Below are 15466 nucleotides of genomic sequence, written 5' to 3'. Positions count from 1 at the left end.
TCTACAGGCCAGCTCCTACAGACCGTGGCCATCAGGCCTTCTTCTTGTAGGCCACACAATCGATCTCGACCTTGCAATCCACCATCATGCTGGCCTGCACACAGGCCCGGGCCGGCGCGTGTTCGGGCTTGAAGTACTCACCGAACACCTTGTTGAAACTCCAGAAATCCCGCGGGTCTTCCAGCCACACGCCAACCCGTACCACATCCTCCAGGCCATACCCGGCCTCTTCAAGAATGGCCACCAGATTGCGCAGCGTCTGATGCGTCTGCTCGACGATCCCACCGTGAATGATCTCGCCATCCAGCGCCGGCACCTGGCCGGACACATGCAGCCAGCCATCGGCCTCGACCGCACGAGCGAAAGGACGCGGCTGGCCACCGCCTGCGGTGCTACCGGTGCCGTAACGGGTGATGCTCATGAGAGGTTCTCCTGGTTGAAGGCTGAGCAGACAAGACCACCCTCGGAAAAACAAAGGCGGCCTGGGTCACACAGCAATAATTCCGCTACAACGGAATTAAATATCAAATAACGGAATAAATTCCGCAGGAGTGTGCCATGGGGAACACGGAACATGACAGGGGGGGCCAGAACAATCGGGCCGGGAGCGACCATGGATCGGCCGTCCAGTTGCACGGCAAACCCGAATACCCTCCCCGCCCCACAGCCCTCTCGTGCTTACGCCTTGAACGTCAGGATCGGCGAAAACCGCGCAATCACCGATACCGTGCCCTCTTCCACCTGGGACTGGATCACCTGGCCAATTTCCTTGTAGGCCCCCGGTGCTTCTTCGATCATCCGCTCTTCCTTGGTGGTGATGCACTCCACGCCCTGCAGGCCGAGGAAGGCCTTGTCCTTCTTGGCCTTGAACACCACCTCGCTGCGCGACATGGAGCGTCCGGCGCCGTGGCTGGCCGAGCGCAGCCAGCGTTCGTTGCCCAGCCCGGTGAGCAGGTAGGAGTCATGCCCCATGCTCCCCGGAATCAGCAGCGGCTGCCCGGCATAGGCCGGTGTGGCGCCTTTGCGGTGGACGTTGCCGCCTTCCTCGCGCAGTACGATGTTGTGCGGTACATCGACAATCAGCGGCGCTTCGATGCCCGCGCCGAACACCTGCCGAGTGCGCTGGCGCACCATTTCGGCGATCAGTGCGCGGTTGGCGTCGGCGTAGTGCGCGGCGCTGTGCATGGCCAGCAGGTACTCATCGGCCATCTCGCCAAACAAGGCGAAGATCTTCGAATCGGGATGCTTGATCCCGGCCGGCCACAGGGCCTTGGCCTTGTCCATCCAGCGTCGGCCTACATAGAAGCCCACGTCGCGAGAGCCGGTGTGGATCATCATCACCACCTGCCCCACGGACAGGCCCTGGGCGAAACAGGCCTGGCGATCCACCAGTTCAGTGACCACCTGGATCTCGACAAAGTGATTACCACCTCCCAGGGAACCCAGGCCCGGGTCGCGAAGGATCTTGCGCGAAAAGTCTTGCAGGGCCTCCGGTGCATAGTCGGCGCTGCCGCGGGCAAAGGACGACTCATGCAGGCCCGAAAGCTCACGCTGCAACTGGGCGAAATCCGCCCCGGCAAACAGCCCGATCGGGTCCTGTTGCTGTACCTGAGCCCAGAAATCCCCCAGCCCCGAAGCAAACAGTGCGCTCATGGCCGTGGGGCTGGTGGGAATATTGCGCGTGCCTTCCAGCAGATCGCCACGCACCAGGGCGGTCCACTTGGCCTTTTGCGCCATGAACTGCTCGTAGTTCAGCCCCAGCTTGTGCAGGCGCATGCCGCAATTGATGTCGGTGCCGATAGCTTGCGGCACCACCATGTCGTGGCTGGTGACGATCACGCTGCCCACCGGAATCGGGCTGCCGGTATGGAAATCCGGCGTGGCGCAGGCGCACTTCACTTCGCCGCCATGGGGGTGGGCGACCTTGGCGAAATCCATCAGTTGCAGGATGGCTTTCTCTTCGATGGCAAAACTGTCGGGCAGCAGCAGATCCACCTTGAGGCCGGCGTCATTGGTGGACGAGATAGAGAGGGAATTGGAATTCAGGCGTTCGATGGCCACCCCGGAACGGGCGAGCTTGTGCTGAATTCTTTTCAGAGGAGTCTTGGTCATTTTTCAACTGCTTTTCTTGGACGCAACAAAACAACCACCCTTTTGGTGGCTGGAATTGTCTGGTCAGCAGCGAAACTTAGACGGCGCGAATAATGGGGGAATGACGCTGTGGATGTAAATAGCCGGGGAGAAATTATTTAAGGAGGCGCCTGGCGAGACGCCTTCGCCAGCAAGCGGGCTCCTACAGAGCTGCGTGGGGTCAGAAGTCGAAGCGCACGCCCTTGATCTGCACCTTCTGCGCCTGGCAGTTGGCGGCAGGTGGGCCAGGGTCTGCTGCCAGAGGAAGCGGCCCTGGGCATAGCTCTGGGTCTTGAGCCGTAGTAACTGCTGTTGCTCGGGGGGCAGACTTGGGGCGGGGAAAATCAGAGTGGCAGCCGGCCAGGGCCAAACTGCTTCTACCTGAACGAACCAGCAGGCGTTCGCTACAGGCCGGCGCGGATTATCCTTGCCCGCTACATGAGATGAAAAGGCCCCAGCGCATGCCGAGACCCTGAACGGCGAAACCGTTCAACGATAACTCATCGTCAAGGTCGCCATCCCACTGACCGTTCCTGGGGTGACTCGCGAAGCGGTCTGGACATAACGTGCGGTCAGTGGAATGTCGTAGCTCGAGACCCCAGCGGAGATATTCCCCGCCCACCATCGATTGACAGAGCCCGAACCGTAGCCGAGAACAGTCGCTCCCTTGAGGATCTGCACCCCCACTCCCGAGGCAGTCGACCCGGCGCTCAGCGACAAGGTGCTGCCCTGGTTAGCCCAGTTGTTCACATCTATGAACGAGACATAAGCCCCGATCGAAGCCCCCGCATCCCCTCCCGAACATGACAGGTTTATTTTGAAGGGCACCGCTTTGGAGGTACTCCCCACTCCGGAAAAGGTCATGTTCGATGTTCGCCCCAGGGGCACTGAAATCTGCGAGCTGGACACATTGCATGTCGGTACTCTGAGCTGCACCGTCACTGCGCTTTTGCCGCTGGTGTAGACCGTCCAGCCTTTGGAGTTGCAGATACCAACGCAGTTGAACGCAACGTTCACCGACCCGTTACCAGCCAAGGTCCCACTCTGGATGTCGCCGATCTTTATGATTTCCAGCCACATGGATTGCTTGTAGGCATCACCCTTGACCCATCTGAGTTTTACGAGTGACTTTCCACTCCCCACCAGATACTGGCTGGACCCGGACTGATTTTCACGCCATCTCCATTTGGCGTTCCACCTGAATCCGACTCCAGCCACATTGCTCAAATAGACATTGTGGTAACCGGGGGCCAGCGTAGCGCCTTGAAGCTTGTAGACCATGGGCTCGGAACTGAATATTTGCGGCCATGGATCCCTCATCGTCGAGTCCACCTCTGCGGTGGTCGCAATGACGTCGCCATTCATGGTTCCTGCACTGATGTAAATGCTGGCAGGCAACTGAATGATCGATGACTCGGGAGAGAACTCCCCGCCGGCATACGCCGGGCCCCCACCCCATAGCGACAACAACAGGACAAGAGCCGAGAGCAGAAGGTTGCGCTTCATGAAAGTACGGTGCCTGTTCAAATGTCCACGACGTTTGGCGCTCTTTCCACTGAGGACGAGGCGACCCAAACTTCGACTTTAAGCCCCCCCGATCACGGCACCTATCAGCCCGAACACAGAACGTTGTCGATAAATCCTCAGGAGCCAAGGACTTATCCTACAAAGCGCTGTTGCAGGGGTCAGCAACACGCCAACGACAGCAGCCCTCCCCCCCTTGCCCAGCAACGAAATGTTCCATTGAGTCGCTGAAATCGGGCTATTCTGCGCGCCCTCCAATACTCATTCGCCTCAGCAAGGACAGCTGCCCATGACCCGCGCCATTACCCTTGTCTGCGACAATTTCGCCGACTGGGAAACCGCCCTGATCAACGCCACCGGCCGTGGCTACTATGGCTTCGACTGCCGTTACGCCTCACCCAAGGGCGCCATCGTGACCTCCATGGGCGGCCTGCGGGTGACCCCGGACCTGGCGTTGGAAGATATTCGTCTGGATGAGGTGGACCTCTTGATGGTCTGCGGCGGGACGGTCTGGCAAAGCCCCCAGGCGCCGGATATCCGCGAACTGCTACGCGCGGCCAAGGAGCGCAAGCTGGTCCTCGCCGGCATCTGCGACGGCACCCGCGAACTGGCCCGGGCCGGGGTGCTGGACCAGCTCAAGCACACCTCCAATTCGGCGGACAACCTGCTGGCGGTGGGTTATGCCGGCGCCGCGCACTACCAGGATGTGCCCCATGCGGTAGCGGACCAGCGCGTGGTCACCGCCCCGGGCAGCGCTCCAGTGAGTTTCATGGCACAGATTCTCGGCGCCCTGGGCATCAGCGACGACAACCTGACCTTCTACCTGGGCCTGCACGCCGCCGAGCACCGCCAGCAAGCCTGACCCTCCCCTGTAGGAGCCGGCTTGCCGGCGAAAGCGATCTCCCGGCCGCCTTGGCTGGCAAGCCAGCGCCTACGCAAGGTAGTGGGTGGGCGGCAGTGCGGGCGTGTGCCGTGGATTATTTCACCAGCCGAAAATTCCGGTGGCCCAACCATGCCGAAAAGTCCGCAGCGCTGAAAATGCTCTCGCCCTCATGCTCGAGGATCGCCAGCCCCGCCAGAAATTCGCTGTCCCGGGTGTAGGCACGGATGCTGGCGCCGAAGGCCAGCACGCCATCCAGGTGACGGGCCAAGGTCAGCGCCGCCTGCCCTAGGCGCTGGTGATCCGCCTGGTCTTTATCCATGGCCGCCAGGCTCAGAATGTCTTCAGGGAGCCATCCCAGTTGCCCGGCCAGCCCGGCATATTCCGCCAGCTCCCCTGGATATTCGGCCCCCATCCCAAACAGCATGGGGCTACCGCCAATGAAGAACGAGCTCGTACCGGCCCAGGGTTGATCCGCAATTGCGGCCAGACAGGCCCGCACCCGGTTTTCGAGCAAGCCATCGATCTGGCGCGGTAAAAGCACCCTGACAGTCGGCCCGGCCATTGAGTCACCTCCTCCAGCGCACCGCATCCGCATCAGGGATAACAGGCGAGCCCTTGTTCGCTGCATCAGCAGGCCTCAATGCTCAAGCCCGCTGCCGGTCAGTGCATTCACCGGACCGGGAGCATAAAAGCCCGTGGTGCAATAGCCAAGCTCAGCGCCTGGAACCATTGACCCCCAACACCTCTTCCAATCGCTTCGCCTCGCCCTCCGTCAACAAGGGCGCAGGCGGTTGAACAAGGCGCTGGCTGGACAGGGCGGGCACCGGGGCCGTTGGTTGGGCCGCCTTCGCAGTACGGCTGCGGCTCGCGCTGCTTTGCGGGTACAGCGCTTCATCCAGGCATTTGTCGCGCATGCCCTGGCTGGACAGGCCGTGGCAACCGGTGCCGTTGGACAGGGCGCGGGCGCCGCAGGTGGCCTTGCTGTCGGGGTCCTTGAGGTCGATGCAGCCCAGGGAACCAAAACCATGGCCCAGTACCGAGGCGGGGTCTTCGGCGCAAGCTGCGCCGGCACACAGGAACAGGGAGGTCAGCACAAGTGCATTTCGCATAGGGGCGCGTCCATGGCTAGCGTAGGTCCCCCGACGCCTTTCCGGCCGCCGGGCAGGTCTGTCGAGGGAAAAAGCCGTTGTAGCAGATGAACATGACCGTTTCCCTTCCCCATAACCACCGCTGTTGCGTGACTAGCGGAAACGCCCCGCCAGGAAGGGTTGCAGGTTCACGCTCGGGGTCAGCCCGCTGGCCTGTTCCGCCACCAGTTGCCCACTGATGGAGGCCAGGGTCAGGCCAACGTGACCATGGCCGAAGTTGTAGTGCACCTGGGGCAGCAGCCGCGACTGGCCGAGCACCGGTTTGCTGTCCGGCAGCGAGGGACGAAAGCCCATCCACCGGGAAACCGGTTCGTGGTGCAGGGTCAGGAAGCGTCGCGCCGCCCGGGCCAGGTAGTGATAGCGGCGCGGGTCCGGCGCGGCGTCGAGGCCGCCGAATTCCACCGTGCCCGCCACCCGCAGCCCTTGGGCCATGGGCGTCAGGTAGAAACCGCCGGCGCCCCAGCACACCGGGCGGCTGAGCAAGCCGCCAGCCTGATCGAACAGCACGTGATAACCGCGCTCGGTGTCCAGGGGAATCTCGTCCCCCAGGCTCTGCGCCAGGCGGCGGGACCAGGCGCCGCTGCACAACACCAGGCGTTCGGCGGGCAGTTGCTCGCCACTGCCGAGGCGGGCAAGCACCCGCTCGCCGTCCTGGGCGCTGCGCTCGACCCCCTGCAACTCATCGCGGCGAAACACTCCACCGCGCTCGATGAAGCACCGCAGCAAGCGCTGGCTCAATGCGAAGGGATCGAGGGTGCGGCTGACCTGGGGCAGTTCCAGCGCCAGGGCCGCACGGGCGTTGAGGGCCGGCTCCATGGCCCGTAGCTCCGGCCCTTGCACCAGGCGCATTGGCACCTCGAACCCCTGGTGATAGGCCAGCATGTCGATAGCGCTCTGCCGCTCGTGGGCCTCGAAGATGTACAGCGAGCCGTCATGGCGCACCAGGTCGTTGGCCCCGGCATCGTCGAACAACGCCTGCCAGGCGCCCATGCAGGGCTTGAGCAGGCTGTGCAGGTCATGGCTGATGGCCTTGACCCGCGGCTCGCTGGAGCTTTGCAAAAAGCGCCATAGCCAGGGGGCGATCCGTGGCAGGTAACCCGGGCGGATCGCCAGCGGGCTGTCGCGCCGCAACAGCATGCCCGGGGCCTGGCGCCAGATGCCGGGGGTTGCCACTGGCTCCACGGCATAGGTGGCGAAGGTACAGGCATTGCCGAAGGAAGTGCCGCTGCCCGGCGGCTGGCGGTCCAGCAGGGTCACCCGCCAGCCCAGGCGCTGCAGCCACAGGGCGCTGGCCAGGCCCACCACCCCGGCCCCCACCACCACGGCGTGGCCGCGTTGTTGCTGACTTGCAATCATGCCGTGCTCCTCATGTGCCGCTGACGACCCGGGTCCACAGGCGAGTGCTCAGGCGCATGCCGGCCGGGGTCATGGTCTTGATCGGGAACAGCGTATCGAGCACCGACTGCGGCGGGTAGGCCGCCGGGTTGCTGCGCAACTGCGGTTCGATGTAGGGCAAGGACGCCGCATTGCCGTTGGCGTACTGCACGAAGTTGCTGATGTTGGCGATCACCTTGGGCTCCAGCAGGTAGTTCAGGTAGGCGTAGGCGTTGTCCAGGTGCGGGGCGTTCCTGGGAATCACCACCATGTCCATGGCCACGGTGGAGCCTTCCCTGGGGATGCTGTAGCCGAGGTTCACGCCGTTTTTTGCCTGCTGCGCGGTGGCCATGGCTTGCAGCACGTCGCCGCTGAAACCCACGGCCACGCAGATGTTGCCGTTGGCCAGGTCGCTGACGTACTTGGCCTGGTGGAAGTAGAGGATCGAGGGGCGGATCGCCTGCAGCGCCGCTTCGGCCTTTTTCAGGTCCGCCGGCTGTTCGCTGTGGGGGTCCAGGCCCAGGGCATTGAGGGTGATGGGCACCATCTGTGTCGGGTTGTCGAGAAAGGCCACGCCGCACTGCTTGAGCTTCTGGATGTTCTCCGGCTTGAACAGCAGCTGCCAGGACTGGGTGACATCGGTGTCGCCGAAGATCGCCTTGATCTTGTCGACGTTGTAGCCGATGCCCACGGTCACCCACATATAGGGAATGCCGTACCTATTGCCCGGGTCGCTGGTTTCCAGCAGCTTCATCAGCTTGGGATCGAGGTTGTTCCAGTTGGGCAGCTTGCTGCGATCCAGGGGCTGGATCGCCCCGGCCTGGATCAGCCGCGGCAGAAAGTGGTTGGACGGGCTGGCCAGGTCATAGCCGCTGCCGCCGGTCATCAGCTTGGCCTCGGTGGTCTCGTTGCTGTCGATCACGTCGTAGGTAGTCTGAATTGCGGTGCGCTGGGTGAACTGGGCCAGGGTGTCCGGAGCGATATAGCCGCTCCAGTTGGCGATGCTCACGGTCTCGGCCGCCTGGACGCTTGCGGCGCACAAGGCCAGGGATAACAGTGCCGTAGTGGTGCGATTGATCATGTTGCCGCCCTCTGTGCTCTTATTATTGCGGCGTTTCATTCGCCGCGACGGTTAACGTTCGTGTCGCGCGCGCTGCACTTCCCAGCCCATGCGCAAGCTTGCTCCAATGTCGAAAAACGGTCGGGGTGGCAGGTAGCCGGGCCGGGCCTGGGACAGCACGTCCCGCAGCAGCGAGGAGTCGCAGCCGGCGGCCATTTCCACCAGCAGCCTGCCCCACAGGGTGCCCCGCGCCACCCCCGAGCCGTTGCAGCCGGCCACCGCGTGCAGGCCTTCGGCGACCCGGCTGAAGTACGGCTCGCCGGAACGGGTGCCGCTCAGGTGCCCGGTCCAGGTGTATTGCAGGTCGGTATCGGTAATGCCGGGAAAGCGCTTTTGCAGGCCCCGCAGGTGTTCCTGGCGGCGCACCGCCAACTGCGCCGGGCCGAGATCGCGCTGGCGATACTCGACGGTGTTGCGCATCAGCAGGCGGCGCCCGGGCAACAGGCGCACCGTGGCCGCCCCGGGCAAGGTGGAGAGCACGCCCCAGCCCTGCTCATCCAGCAGCCGCTGCCAGTGATCTTCCTGCAGGGGCCGGGTGATGCTGGCGCTCAGCTCCAGGGGGAAGGTGCGGCTGTGCCGGACTCCGAGCCGGGGCAGAAAGGCACCGACACAGGCCAGCACCTGGGGCGCCTGGATCTCGCCCTCCCCGGTCACCGCCCGCCAGCCCCGGCCCGGCAGAGGCTGCAGGTCCTGCACCGGGCTGTTCTCGAACACCTCCACCCGCTCCGGCAGGCGCTCCAGCAGGCCCTTGACGTATTTGGCCGGCTGCAGCAGCGCGTTGCCACCGGCGCAGTGGATGGCCCGCTGGTAGAAGCCGCTGCCCAGGCGCTGCTGCAAGGCCGCGCCTTCCAGGTACTGGGCCTGGGCGCCCGCAGCGTTCAGGGTAGCGACTCGGGCGCCGCTGTCCTGCAAGTGCTGCCCCTGGTGCACGGCGAAGTGATAGCCGCCAGCGTCGAACTCGCACTCGATGCCCAACTCGTCAATGCGCCGGCGCACCTCTTCACCGGCAGCGATGCCGATGCCGCAGGCAAGCTGATAGGCCGAGTGGCCGGGCCGGCCCAGCAACTCATCGGCGCCGGGCAATTCATGGCTGACCACAAACCCCGAGTTGCGCGCCGAAGCCCCCTGGGCCGCCCGCTGGCGATCCAGCAGGACGATGCGTTGCTGGGGCAACATCCGCGCCAGGGCATGGGCCGCCGAGAGGCCGGTGATGCCACCGCCAATGATCAGCCAATCGGCTTTCTGTAGGCCCTTGAGGGTTGGCCGCTGGGAAGTCTGCCCTGCCAGGGCGATCCAGCCACATACATTGTTCAAAGCCTGTCACTCCTGCACAATCCATGCGCCCGGAGCATTCAACAGAACACTCAACCCGGCGCCACATGCCTACAATCTATGGATATGACGGCTTTATTTCGAACGTTATTAATTCATCCATCTATTCGGAAAACGCATGGATAACCCTCTTCGACTGCCCTCGTTGCAGGCCCTGCAGACCCTGGTCAGCGTGGCCCAGACCCACAGCTTCACCGAGTCCGCGGCGCGCCTGCACCTGACCCAGAGCGCGGTGAGCCGGCAGATCCAGCAACTGGAGGAGCACTATGGGGTCAGCCTGTTCGAGCGCAGCAGCCGAAGGGTCTCGCTGACCGAACAGGGGCGCGATGTCTGCACGGTGGCCACCCAAGTCCTGAGGTCCCTCGGCTCCCTGCAGGAACGCCTGGCCCCGGCGCCCCTGGACCGGCCGTTTCGCATCCGCATCTTTGTCTCCCTGGCGGTGCGCTGGTTGCTGCCGCGGCTCAGCGGTTTCTACGCCGCCAACCCCGGGCTGTGCCTGTCGATCGAGACCGTGGGCGGGGCCACGGTAGACCCCGGCGGCGATTGCGACGCCTATGTGCTGTACCTGCCGGAAGGCCTGGACGAGCGGCCGCTGACCCCGCTGTTCGACGAATACCTGGTACCGGTGTGTGCCCCAACGCTCAGTGACGGGCAATTGCCGCCGCGCTCCCTGGAGGAACTGGCCGGGCACGCGCTGATCCACGGCTCTACCAGCCGCCAGGAATGGACCGCCTGGCTGCAGGCCCAGGACGACCAGACACCCCACAGCTACAAGCACCTGCTGTTCAACCTCGACGACCTGGCCCTGGACGCCGCGGCTCGGGGGCTGGGGGTGGCCATGACGGACCTGATCCTGGCCCAGGACTCGATTGCCCGGGGCAGCCTGCTGATCCCCTTTGGCCAGGCGCTCAAGACCGGCGGGGTCTATGCCCTGTGGCTACGCGACAGCGGCGCCGCGCATCCGGCCTGCGAAACCGTATTGAACTGGTTCCAGGCTCAGGCAGCCGAACGGGATCTGCCCGCGGCACGAGGCCTGGCTGGGGCGATTGCAGCAGCCCTGCCCACCCTGGGTGGCAGTAAATCCCAGGCTGAATGACTGGACCAGGCCCTGCTGCTCATGGGCCTGGGCAAACAACATTGAAGGGCCGATGAACACAGCCCGGGAAAGCTCGAGCGCCGCCGGCGCTCAGCTGTAGAGCGTCACCATTGCCCAGGCAAAACACGCCAGCACCAGGGCCATCCCCACTACATATACCGCTAAAGCACGACCCACAGCATCACTCCACGAACCAGGCAGTCATCAACACACTCACTCTCGGGGTGAGTCATGGCGCGCATTCTAGCAGCGCGCGACGTCATTTTGACACGAGCCTCTAAGCCTGATTAAAAGCCTCCCGACAAATGGTACAGGCGTCAATTTAATGGCTTAAATCAGCCTGATTCTTCTTAACGGGCAGCCGAACTGCGAAACATCATCTTGCATTGCGCCCAGTGTTTTCTTTCCGCCGAGAAACCTGCTGCCTCCGGAATCAATGCAAGCCCCCTTTTCCCGCTAAACCGCGAACCTGAGCGCTATCAGCGCCTGCACTCCTGGTTGGACAAGAGTGATTCTCACTGCTTTGATCTCAACGCCAGGTCCGGTTTTCACAATCCCAGGGAGGGGTCCATGTCGTTCAAGGTCATGATGGTTTTCGGTACACGTCCTGAGGCGATCAAGATGGCACCACTGGCTCGGGTTCTAAGGCACTGGCCAGGTATCGAGCTGCACATCTGTTCCACCGGCCAGCACCGGGAAATGCTCAAACAGGTACTCGACGCCTTTGAGCTCGAGGTCGATGTGGACCTGCAAGTGATGACCCAGGGCCAGACCCTCAACGGCTTGTCGCAGCAACTGCTGATCCACCTGGACACCAGCTACGAGCGCCTGCAACCGGACATCGTGCTGGTCCATGGCGACACCACCACCAGTTTTATCGCCGCCCTCGCTGCCTTCAACCGGCGGTTGCCCATTGGCCACGTCGAGGCCGGCCTGCGCACTGGCAACCTCCAGGCACCCTGGCCCGAAGAAGCCAACCGGCGCCTGACCGGGGTCATCGCCGACCTGCACTTCACCCCGACCGCCAGGTCCGCAACCAACCTGCTGCGGGAAAACGTGCCCGCTGAAAACATCGAGGTCACCGGCAACACGGTGATCGACGCGCTACTGTGGATGCGCAACCGGCAGAAGCACACCCACTGGCGCCCCGCGGCCAACTCGCCCCTGGCGGTGCTCGACGACAGCCGGCGCATGGTGCTGATCACCGGCCACCGCCGGGAGAACTTCGGTGACGGTTTCCGCGATATCTGCAAAGCCCTGGCAACCCTGGCCGAGCGCTACCCGGACGTGCAGTTCGTGTACCCGGTACACCTCAACCCCCAGGTGCAGAACGCGGTGTACGGCCTGCTCTCGAACAAGCCGAACATCTACCTGGTAGCGCCCCAGGACTATCAGCATTTTGTCTGGCTGATGGGACGTTCGCACTTCATCCTCAGCGACTCCGGCGGCGTCCAGGAAGAGGCCCCGGCCATCGGCAAGCCCTTGCTGGTGCTGCGCGAGGTCACCGAGCGGCCGTCGGTGCTGGAAGGCGGCACCGTGCTGCTGGTGGGCACCGATCGCGAGCGCATCGTGCACCACGCCAGCGAACTGCTGGACGATGCACAGCTGCATGCCCGCATGAGCCGCGTGTACAGCCCCTACGGTGACGGCCGCGCCAGCGAACAAATCGCCCGCCGCCTGTGCACCTGGCTGGAGGCCCAAGCCCCCCGTACTCCGGCATGAGCCCGGGCAGCCTCCGCAGCCCGCAGTCGCAAAACGTCCAGTTGGCCATATGGCTCCACACTCTGTGCGAGAACTGGAAGCTACCGGTCACTGGCAGGTACCTGCCGATTGAACTGGACGACCTACACTTTCAAGCAGCGGATCGTCGCGCCCCCTCCAACCCCAGCGCGGTGTTCTCCCTGCGCTATCGCCCCTGGGGCAAGCCGCTGCTGGATCATCAGCTCACACCCAAGGCCCGCGATGTTCAGAACCCTTGAAGAACAAGTGCTCAAACAGGCCGCTCCGGCGGCCTTGAAGCTTGAATTCGCGCAACATGATTTCGAACGCCTGCGCAGCTTCTGCGTCCTGATCTACACCGCCAGCATCCTGATCTGGCTGATCTTCGACCTGATCGTCAGCTTTCCCGGGCAGCAGGGCTTCACCGCCTATTCGATGGTCTTTCTGAGCATTCTGTCCTTCACCACCATCATCCTCGGCTTCACCCGCCAGGACCGGCACTTCCAGTGGATCAACCTGCTGTTCGTGCTGACCATCACCATCGGCGTACGCCTGGTGATCGAGGGGCTGCCCATCGACCAGCGCCCGGTCTGGCTGATTCTCGGGGCGTCGAGCATGCTCTACGGCGCCTCGGTGATGCCTCTGCGACGCTGGTCGTTCGTCAGCGCCATCTTCATCACCTGGCTGGTGCTCAATCCGTTCTGGCGCACCAGCACCACCCTGCAGGAACTCAAGGGGCTGCTGGTGCTGGTGTACGCATTGTTCCTCAGCGCATTGACCCTCTACAGCTTCATCACCCTGCGCCGGGCCCGGCTGCACAACTACATCATGTCCAAGTTGCTGCTGGACCAAGCCTACCTCGACACCCTCACCGAGATCCCCAACCGCCGCTCGTTCATGGCCCGCGCCGGCCAGCGCCTGCAGGCTCTGCCCCGGGAGCACGACCATTACCTGGCGATGGTCGACATCGACAACTTCAAGAAGGTCAACGATGTGCACGGGCATGACATCGGCGACGAAGTGCTCAAGCGCATCGCCGCCGATATCAAGGGAGTAATGAGGGATTTCGACTATGCCCGCCTGGGCGGCGAGGAGTTCGCCATCTACCTGGCCGACGTGCCCCGCGCGGATGTGGAGGCGCTGGCCGCGCGGCTGTGCCAGGTAGTGCGCGACCAGCCGACCCCGCACCCGGTGACCATCAGCATGGGCCTGGCCCGGGTCGAGCCTGGCGAAACCCTGAACCAGGCCTTGATCAAGGCCGACCAGGCGCTGTACGAATCCAAGCACGGCGGCAAGGATCGCTACACCTTCCATCCAGCCGCCAGGCCCGCACCACCCGCGTAGGAGCTGGCTTGCCAGCGAAGAGGCCCCAGTGTCAGTCCACGCTCCTGCGCGACAGCAGCACCTGGGTTACCCGGCGCTCTTCCACTGCCCTGACCTGCAGGCTCCAGCCCGCCCACTCCACCCTATCGCCCTTGACCGGCAGGCGGTCCAGCAGGCTCATCACCAGACCGGCCAGGGTCTGGTAGTCCTCGGTGGGTTCAGCGCCGAAGCCGGTCCGCTGGCGTACCTGAGGCAGGTTCAGCGCACCATTGACCAGGAACCCGCCCTCTTCTTCGATCACATCCGGGCCTTCGATCTCGCTGGCATCCGGCAGCTCGCCGGCAATGGATTCGAGAATGTCGGTCATGGTCAGGATGCCCATGAAGTCACCGAATTCGTTGATCACAAAGGCAATGTGAGTGGACGCCTGGCGCATCTGTTCCAGGGCGTTGAGGATCGAAAAGCTGTCCAGCAGGTTGATGGTCTTGCGCGCCAGATGCTCAAGGTTCGGCTCGCTGCCCGCCAGGTACTCCTTGAGCAGTTCCTTCTTGTGCACGAAGCCCAAAGGCTCATCCACCGCGCCATCGCGAATCAGCGGCAGGCGCGAGTACGAAGAATGCATCAGCTTGGTACGAATACTCTCCGGGCTATCCGTAAGGTCGATGCAGTCGACCTCGGCACGCACCGTCATCAGGCTGCGGATCGGCCGCTCCGCCAGTTGCAGCACACCACTGATCATCACCCGCTCACGGCGGTCGAACAGCTCGCTGCTGGGGGCCTCATCAGTTTCCAGCAAGTCGGCAATTTCCTCGCCCACTTCTTCCGCCGCCAGCCTGCGCCCACCCAGCAGGCGCATCACCGCATAGGCCGTGCGCTCGCGCATCGGCCGCAGGCCCTGCATGGATTTCTTGCGCCGGGCCCGGGCGATCTGGTTAAACACCTCGATCAGGATCGAGAAGCCGATGGCCGCATACAGGTAACCCTTGGGAATATGGAAACCCAAGCCTTCCGCGGTCAGGCTGAAGCCGATCATCATCAAGAAGCCCAGGCACAGCATGATCACCGTCGGGTGCGCGTTGACGAAACGAGTCAGCGGCTTGCTGGCGACGATCATCACGCCGATGGACACCACCACCGCGATCATCATCACCGACAGGTGCTCGACCATGCCCACCGCGGTGATCACCGCGTCCAGGGAGAACACCGCATCGAGCACCACGATCTGCGCCACGATCGGCCAGAACAAGGCGTAAGTGGTACTGCCGGCGCGCTGGCTGACATGGCCCTCCAGGCGTTCATGCAACTCCATGGTGGCCTTGAACAGCAGGAACACACCACCGAACAGCATGATCAGGTCACGCCCCGAGAAGCTGTGCTCGAAGACCTCGAACAGCGGCTGGGTCAGGGTCACCATCCACGAGATGCTGGCCAGCAGGCCCAGGCGCATCAACAACGCCAGGGACAGGCCGATGATCCGCGCACGGTCGCGCTGCTCGGGCGGCAGCTTGTCCGCGAGGATGGCGATAAACACCAGGTTGTCGATGCCCAGCACCAGCTCCAGGACGATCAGGGTCAAAAGGCCAAGCCAGGCCGTGGGGTCTGCGATCCATTCCATAACGACGACTCAAGTGCTCCGGAAAATTCAAACGGCCAGGCGCGACGCAGCGCCAAGGTGCAGGGGCTGCAAAACCTCGGGTACGGGCGGATAAAGGCAGGAAGTGGCAAGTGCCAGGCAAGTGCAACCGGGAGAATGGCTGCCTGAGCGTCTGGGGCTCAGGGCCGCCGGATGGCGCGAGAAGTCATGGGGCAAAGCGAGG

Annotated in this window: 13 protein-coding genes; 4 read left to right on the top strand and 9 right to left on the bottom strand. The window is 63.5% G+C overall.

Annotated elements, in window-relative coordinates; genetic code table 11:
- Window positions 1–31: 31 nt before the first annotated feature.
- The 3 genes from F6S12_RS12875 to F6S12_RS12865 all read right to left on the bottom strand — a co-directional run bounded on the left by F6S12_RS12875 (window position 32) and on the right by F6S12_RS12865 (window position 3636).
- Window positions 32–421, bottom strand: a complete 390-nt coding sequence (locus F6S12_RS12875; RefSeq protein WP_011061860.1) for a RidA family protein — start codon at window positions 419–421, stop codon at window positions 32–34.
- A gap of 257 nt (window positions 422–678) precedes the next feature.
- Window positions 679–2112, bottom strand: a complete 1434-nt coding sequence (locus F6S12_RS12870; protein ID WP_315868956.1) for an RtcB family protein — start codon at window positions 2110–2112, stop codon at window positions 679–681.
- Window positions 2113–2619: 507 nt separating this feature from the next.
- Window positions 2620–3636: a fimbrial protein gene (locus tag F6S12_RS12865; RefSeq protein ID WP_161466997.1), complete on the bottom strand. Its 1017-nt coding sequence runs from the start codon at window positions 3634–3636 to the stop codon at window positions 2620–2622.
- Between the two features lie 307 nt (window positions 3637–3943).
- On the opposite strand from F6S12_RS12865, the gene F6S12_RS12860 reads away from it, so the two are divergent.
- Window positions 3944–4516, top strand: coding sequence for a type 1 glutamine amidotransferase family protein (locus tag F6S12_RS12860; protein ID WP_152686276.1), 573 nt, complete (start codon window positions 3944–3946; stop codon window positions 4514–4516).
- 115 nt (window positions 4517–4631) lie between these two features.
- Here F6S12_RS12860 and F6S12_RS12855 read toward each other — a convergent pair whose 3' ends face one another.
- The 5 genes from F6S12_RS12855 to F6S12_RS12835 all read right to left on the bottom strand — a co-directional run bounded on the left by F6S12_RS12855 (window position 4632) and on the right by F6S12_RS12835 (window position 9493).
- Window positions 4632–5099 (bottom strand): DUF6368 family protein, encoded by a 468-nt coding sequence (locus F6S12_RS12855; protein ID WP_015636028.1) that lies wholly within the window; start codon window positions 5097–5099, stop codon window positions 4632–4634.
- 151 nt (window positions 5100–5250) lie between these two features.
- Window positions 5251–5646, bottom strand: coding sequence for a hypothetical protein (locus tag F6S12_RS12850; protein ID WP_015636029.1), 396 nt, complete (start codon window positions 5644–5646; stop codon window positions 5251–5253).
- A 132-nt stretch (window positions 5647–5778) separates the two neighbouring features.
- Window positions 5779–7041: an FAD-dependent oxidoreductase gene (locus tag F6S12_RS12845; RefSeq protein WP_315868955.1), complete on the bottom strand. Its 1263-nt coding sequence runs from the start codon at window positions 7039–7041 to the stop codon at window positions 5779–5781.
- A gap of 10 nt (window positions 7042–7051) precedes the next feature.
- Window positions 7052–8140, bottom strand: coding sequence for a polyamine ABC transporter substrate-binding protein (locus F6S12_RS12840; protein ID WP_041118815.1), 1089 nt, complete (start codon window positions 8138–8140; stop codon window positions 7052–7054).
- Window positions 8141–8191: 51 nt separating this feature from the next.
- Window positions 8192–9493: an NAD(P)/FAD-dependent oxidoreductase gene (locus F6S12_RS12835; protein ID WP_015636032.1), complete on the bottom strand. Its 1302-nt coding sequence runs from the start codon at window positions 9491–9493 to the stop codon at window positions 8192–8194.
- Between the two features lie 136 nt (window positions 9494–9629).
- Here F6S12_RS12835 and F6S12_RS12830 point away from each other — a divergent pair, with 136 nt between their 5' ends.
- The 3 genes from F6S12_RS12830 (at window position 9630) to F6S12_RS12820 (ending at window position 13670) form a co-directional block, all read left to right on the top strand.
- The gene (locus tag F6S12_RS12830) at window positions 9630–10607 is read left to right on the top strand and encodes a LysR substrate-binding domain-containing protein (RefSeq protein WP_315868954.1); all 978 of its coding nucleotides are present in this window, start codon (window positions 9630–9632) and stop codon (window positions 10605–10607) included.
- Between the two features lie 570 nt (window positions 10608–11177).
- Window positions 11178–12329 (top strand): non-hydrolyzing UDP-N-acetylglucosamine 2-epimerase, encoded by a 1152-nt coding sequence (wecB, locus tag F6S12_RS12825; protein WP_315868953.1) that lies wholly within the window; start codon window positions 11178–11180, stop codon window positions 12327–12329.
- A gap of 240 nt (window positions 12330–12569) precedes the next feature.
- Window positions 12570–13670, top strand: coding sequence for a GGDEF domain-containing protein (locus F6S12_RS12820; protein ID WP_315868952.1), 1101 nt, complete (start codon window positions 12570–12572; stop codon window positions 13668–13670).
- Between the two features lie 31 nt (window positions 13671–13701).
- Here F6S12_RS12820 and F6S12_RS12815 read toward each other — a convergent pair whose 3' ends face one another.
- Window positions 13702–15264, bottom strand: coding sequence for a TerC family protein (locus F6S12_RS12815; protein ID WP_011061874.1), 1563 nt, complete (start codon window positions 15262–15264; stop codon window positions 13702–13704).
- Window positions 15265–15466: the final 202 nt, after the last annotated feature.

The sequence above is a fragment of the Pseudomonas sp. JV245A genome, assembly GCF_032424515.1.
GTDB lineage: Bacteria > Pseudomonadota > Gammaproteobacteria > Pseudomonadales > Pseudomonadaceae > Aquipseudomonas > Aquipseudomonas protegens.
Note: the sequence above shows the minus strand (reverse complement) of the source record. Positions and strands in the feature narration are given on the sequence as shown.

What these genes read in the sequence shown, in the direction of transcription:
- F6S12_RS12875 (WP_011061860.1), bottom strand. Translation starts at nt 421, where the DNA reads ATGAGCATCACCCGTTACGGCACCGGTAGCACCGCAGGCGGTGGCCAG.
- F6S12_RS12870 (WP_315868956.1), bottom strand. Translation starts at nt 2,112, where the DNA reads ATGACCAAGACTCCTCTGAAAAGAATTCAGCACAAGCTCGCCCGTTCC.
- F6S12_RS12865 (WP_161466997.1), bottom strand. Translation starts at nt 3,636, where the DNA reads ATGAAGCGCAACCTTCTGCTCTCGGCTCTTGTCCTGTTGTTGTCGCTA.
- F6S12_RS12860 (WP_152686276.1), top strand. Translation starts at nt 3,944, where the DNA reads ATGACCCGCGCCATTACCCTTGTCTGCGACAATTTCGCCGACTGGGAA.
- F6S12_RS12855 (WP_015636028.1), bottom strand. Translation starts at nt 5,099, where the DNA reads ATGGCCGGGCCGACTGTCAGGGTGCTTTTACCGCGCCAGATCGATGGC.
- F6S12_RS12850 (WP_015636029.1), bottom strand. Translation starts at nt 5,646, where the DNA reads ATGCGAAATGCACTTGTGCTGACCTCCCTGTTCCTGTGTGCCGGCGCA.
- F6S12_RS12845 (WP_315868955.1), bottom strand. Translation starts at nt 7,041, where the DNA reads ATGATTGCAAGTCAGCAACAACGCGGCCACGCCGTGGTGGTGGGGGCC.
- F6S12_RS12840 (WP_041118815.1), bottom strand. Translation starts at nt 8,140, where the DNA reads ATGATCAATCGCACCACTACGGCACTGTTATCCCTGGCCTTGTGCGCC.
- F6S12_RS12830 (WP_315868954.1), top strand. Translation starts at nt 9,630, where the DNA reads ATGGATAACCCTCTTCGACTGCCCTCGTTGCAGGCCCTGCAGACCCTG.
- wecB (WP_315868953.1), top strand. Translation starts at nt 11,178, where the DNA reads ATGTCGTTCAAGGTCATGATGGTTTTCGGTACACGTCCTGAGGCGATC.
- F6S12_RS12820 (WP_315868952.1), top strand. Translation starts at nt 12,570, where the DNA reads ATGTTCAGAACCCTTGAAGAACAAGTGCTCAAACAGGCCGCTCCGGCG.
- F6S12_RS12815 (WP_011061874.1), bottom strand. Translation starts at nt 15,264, where the DNA reads ATGGAATGGATCGCAGACCCCACGGCCTGGCTTGGCCTTTTGACCCTG.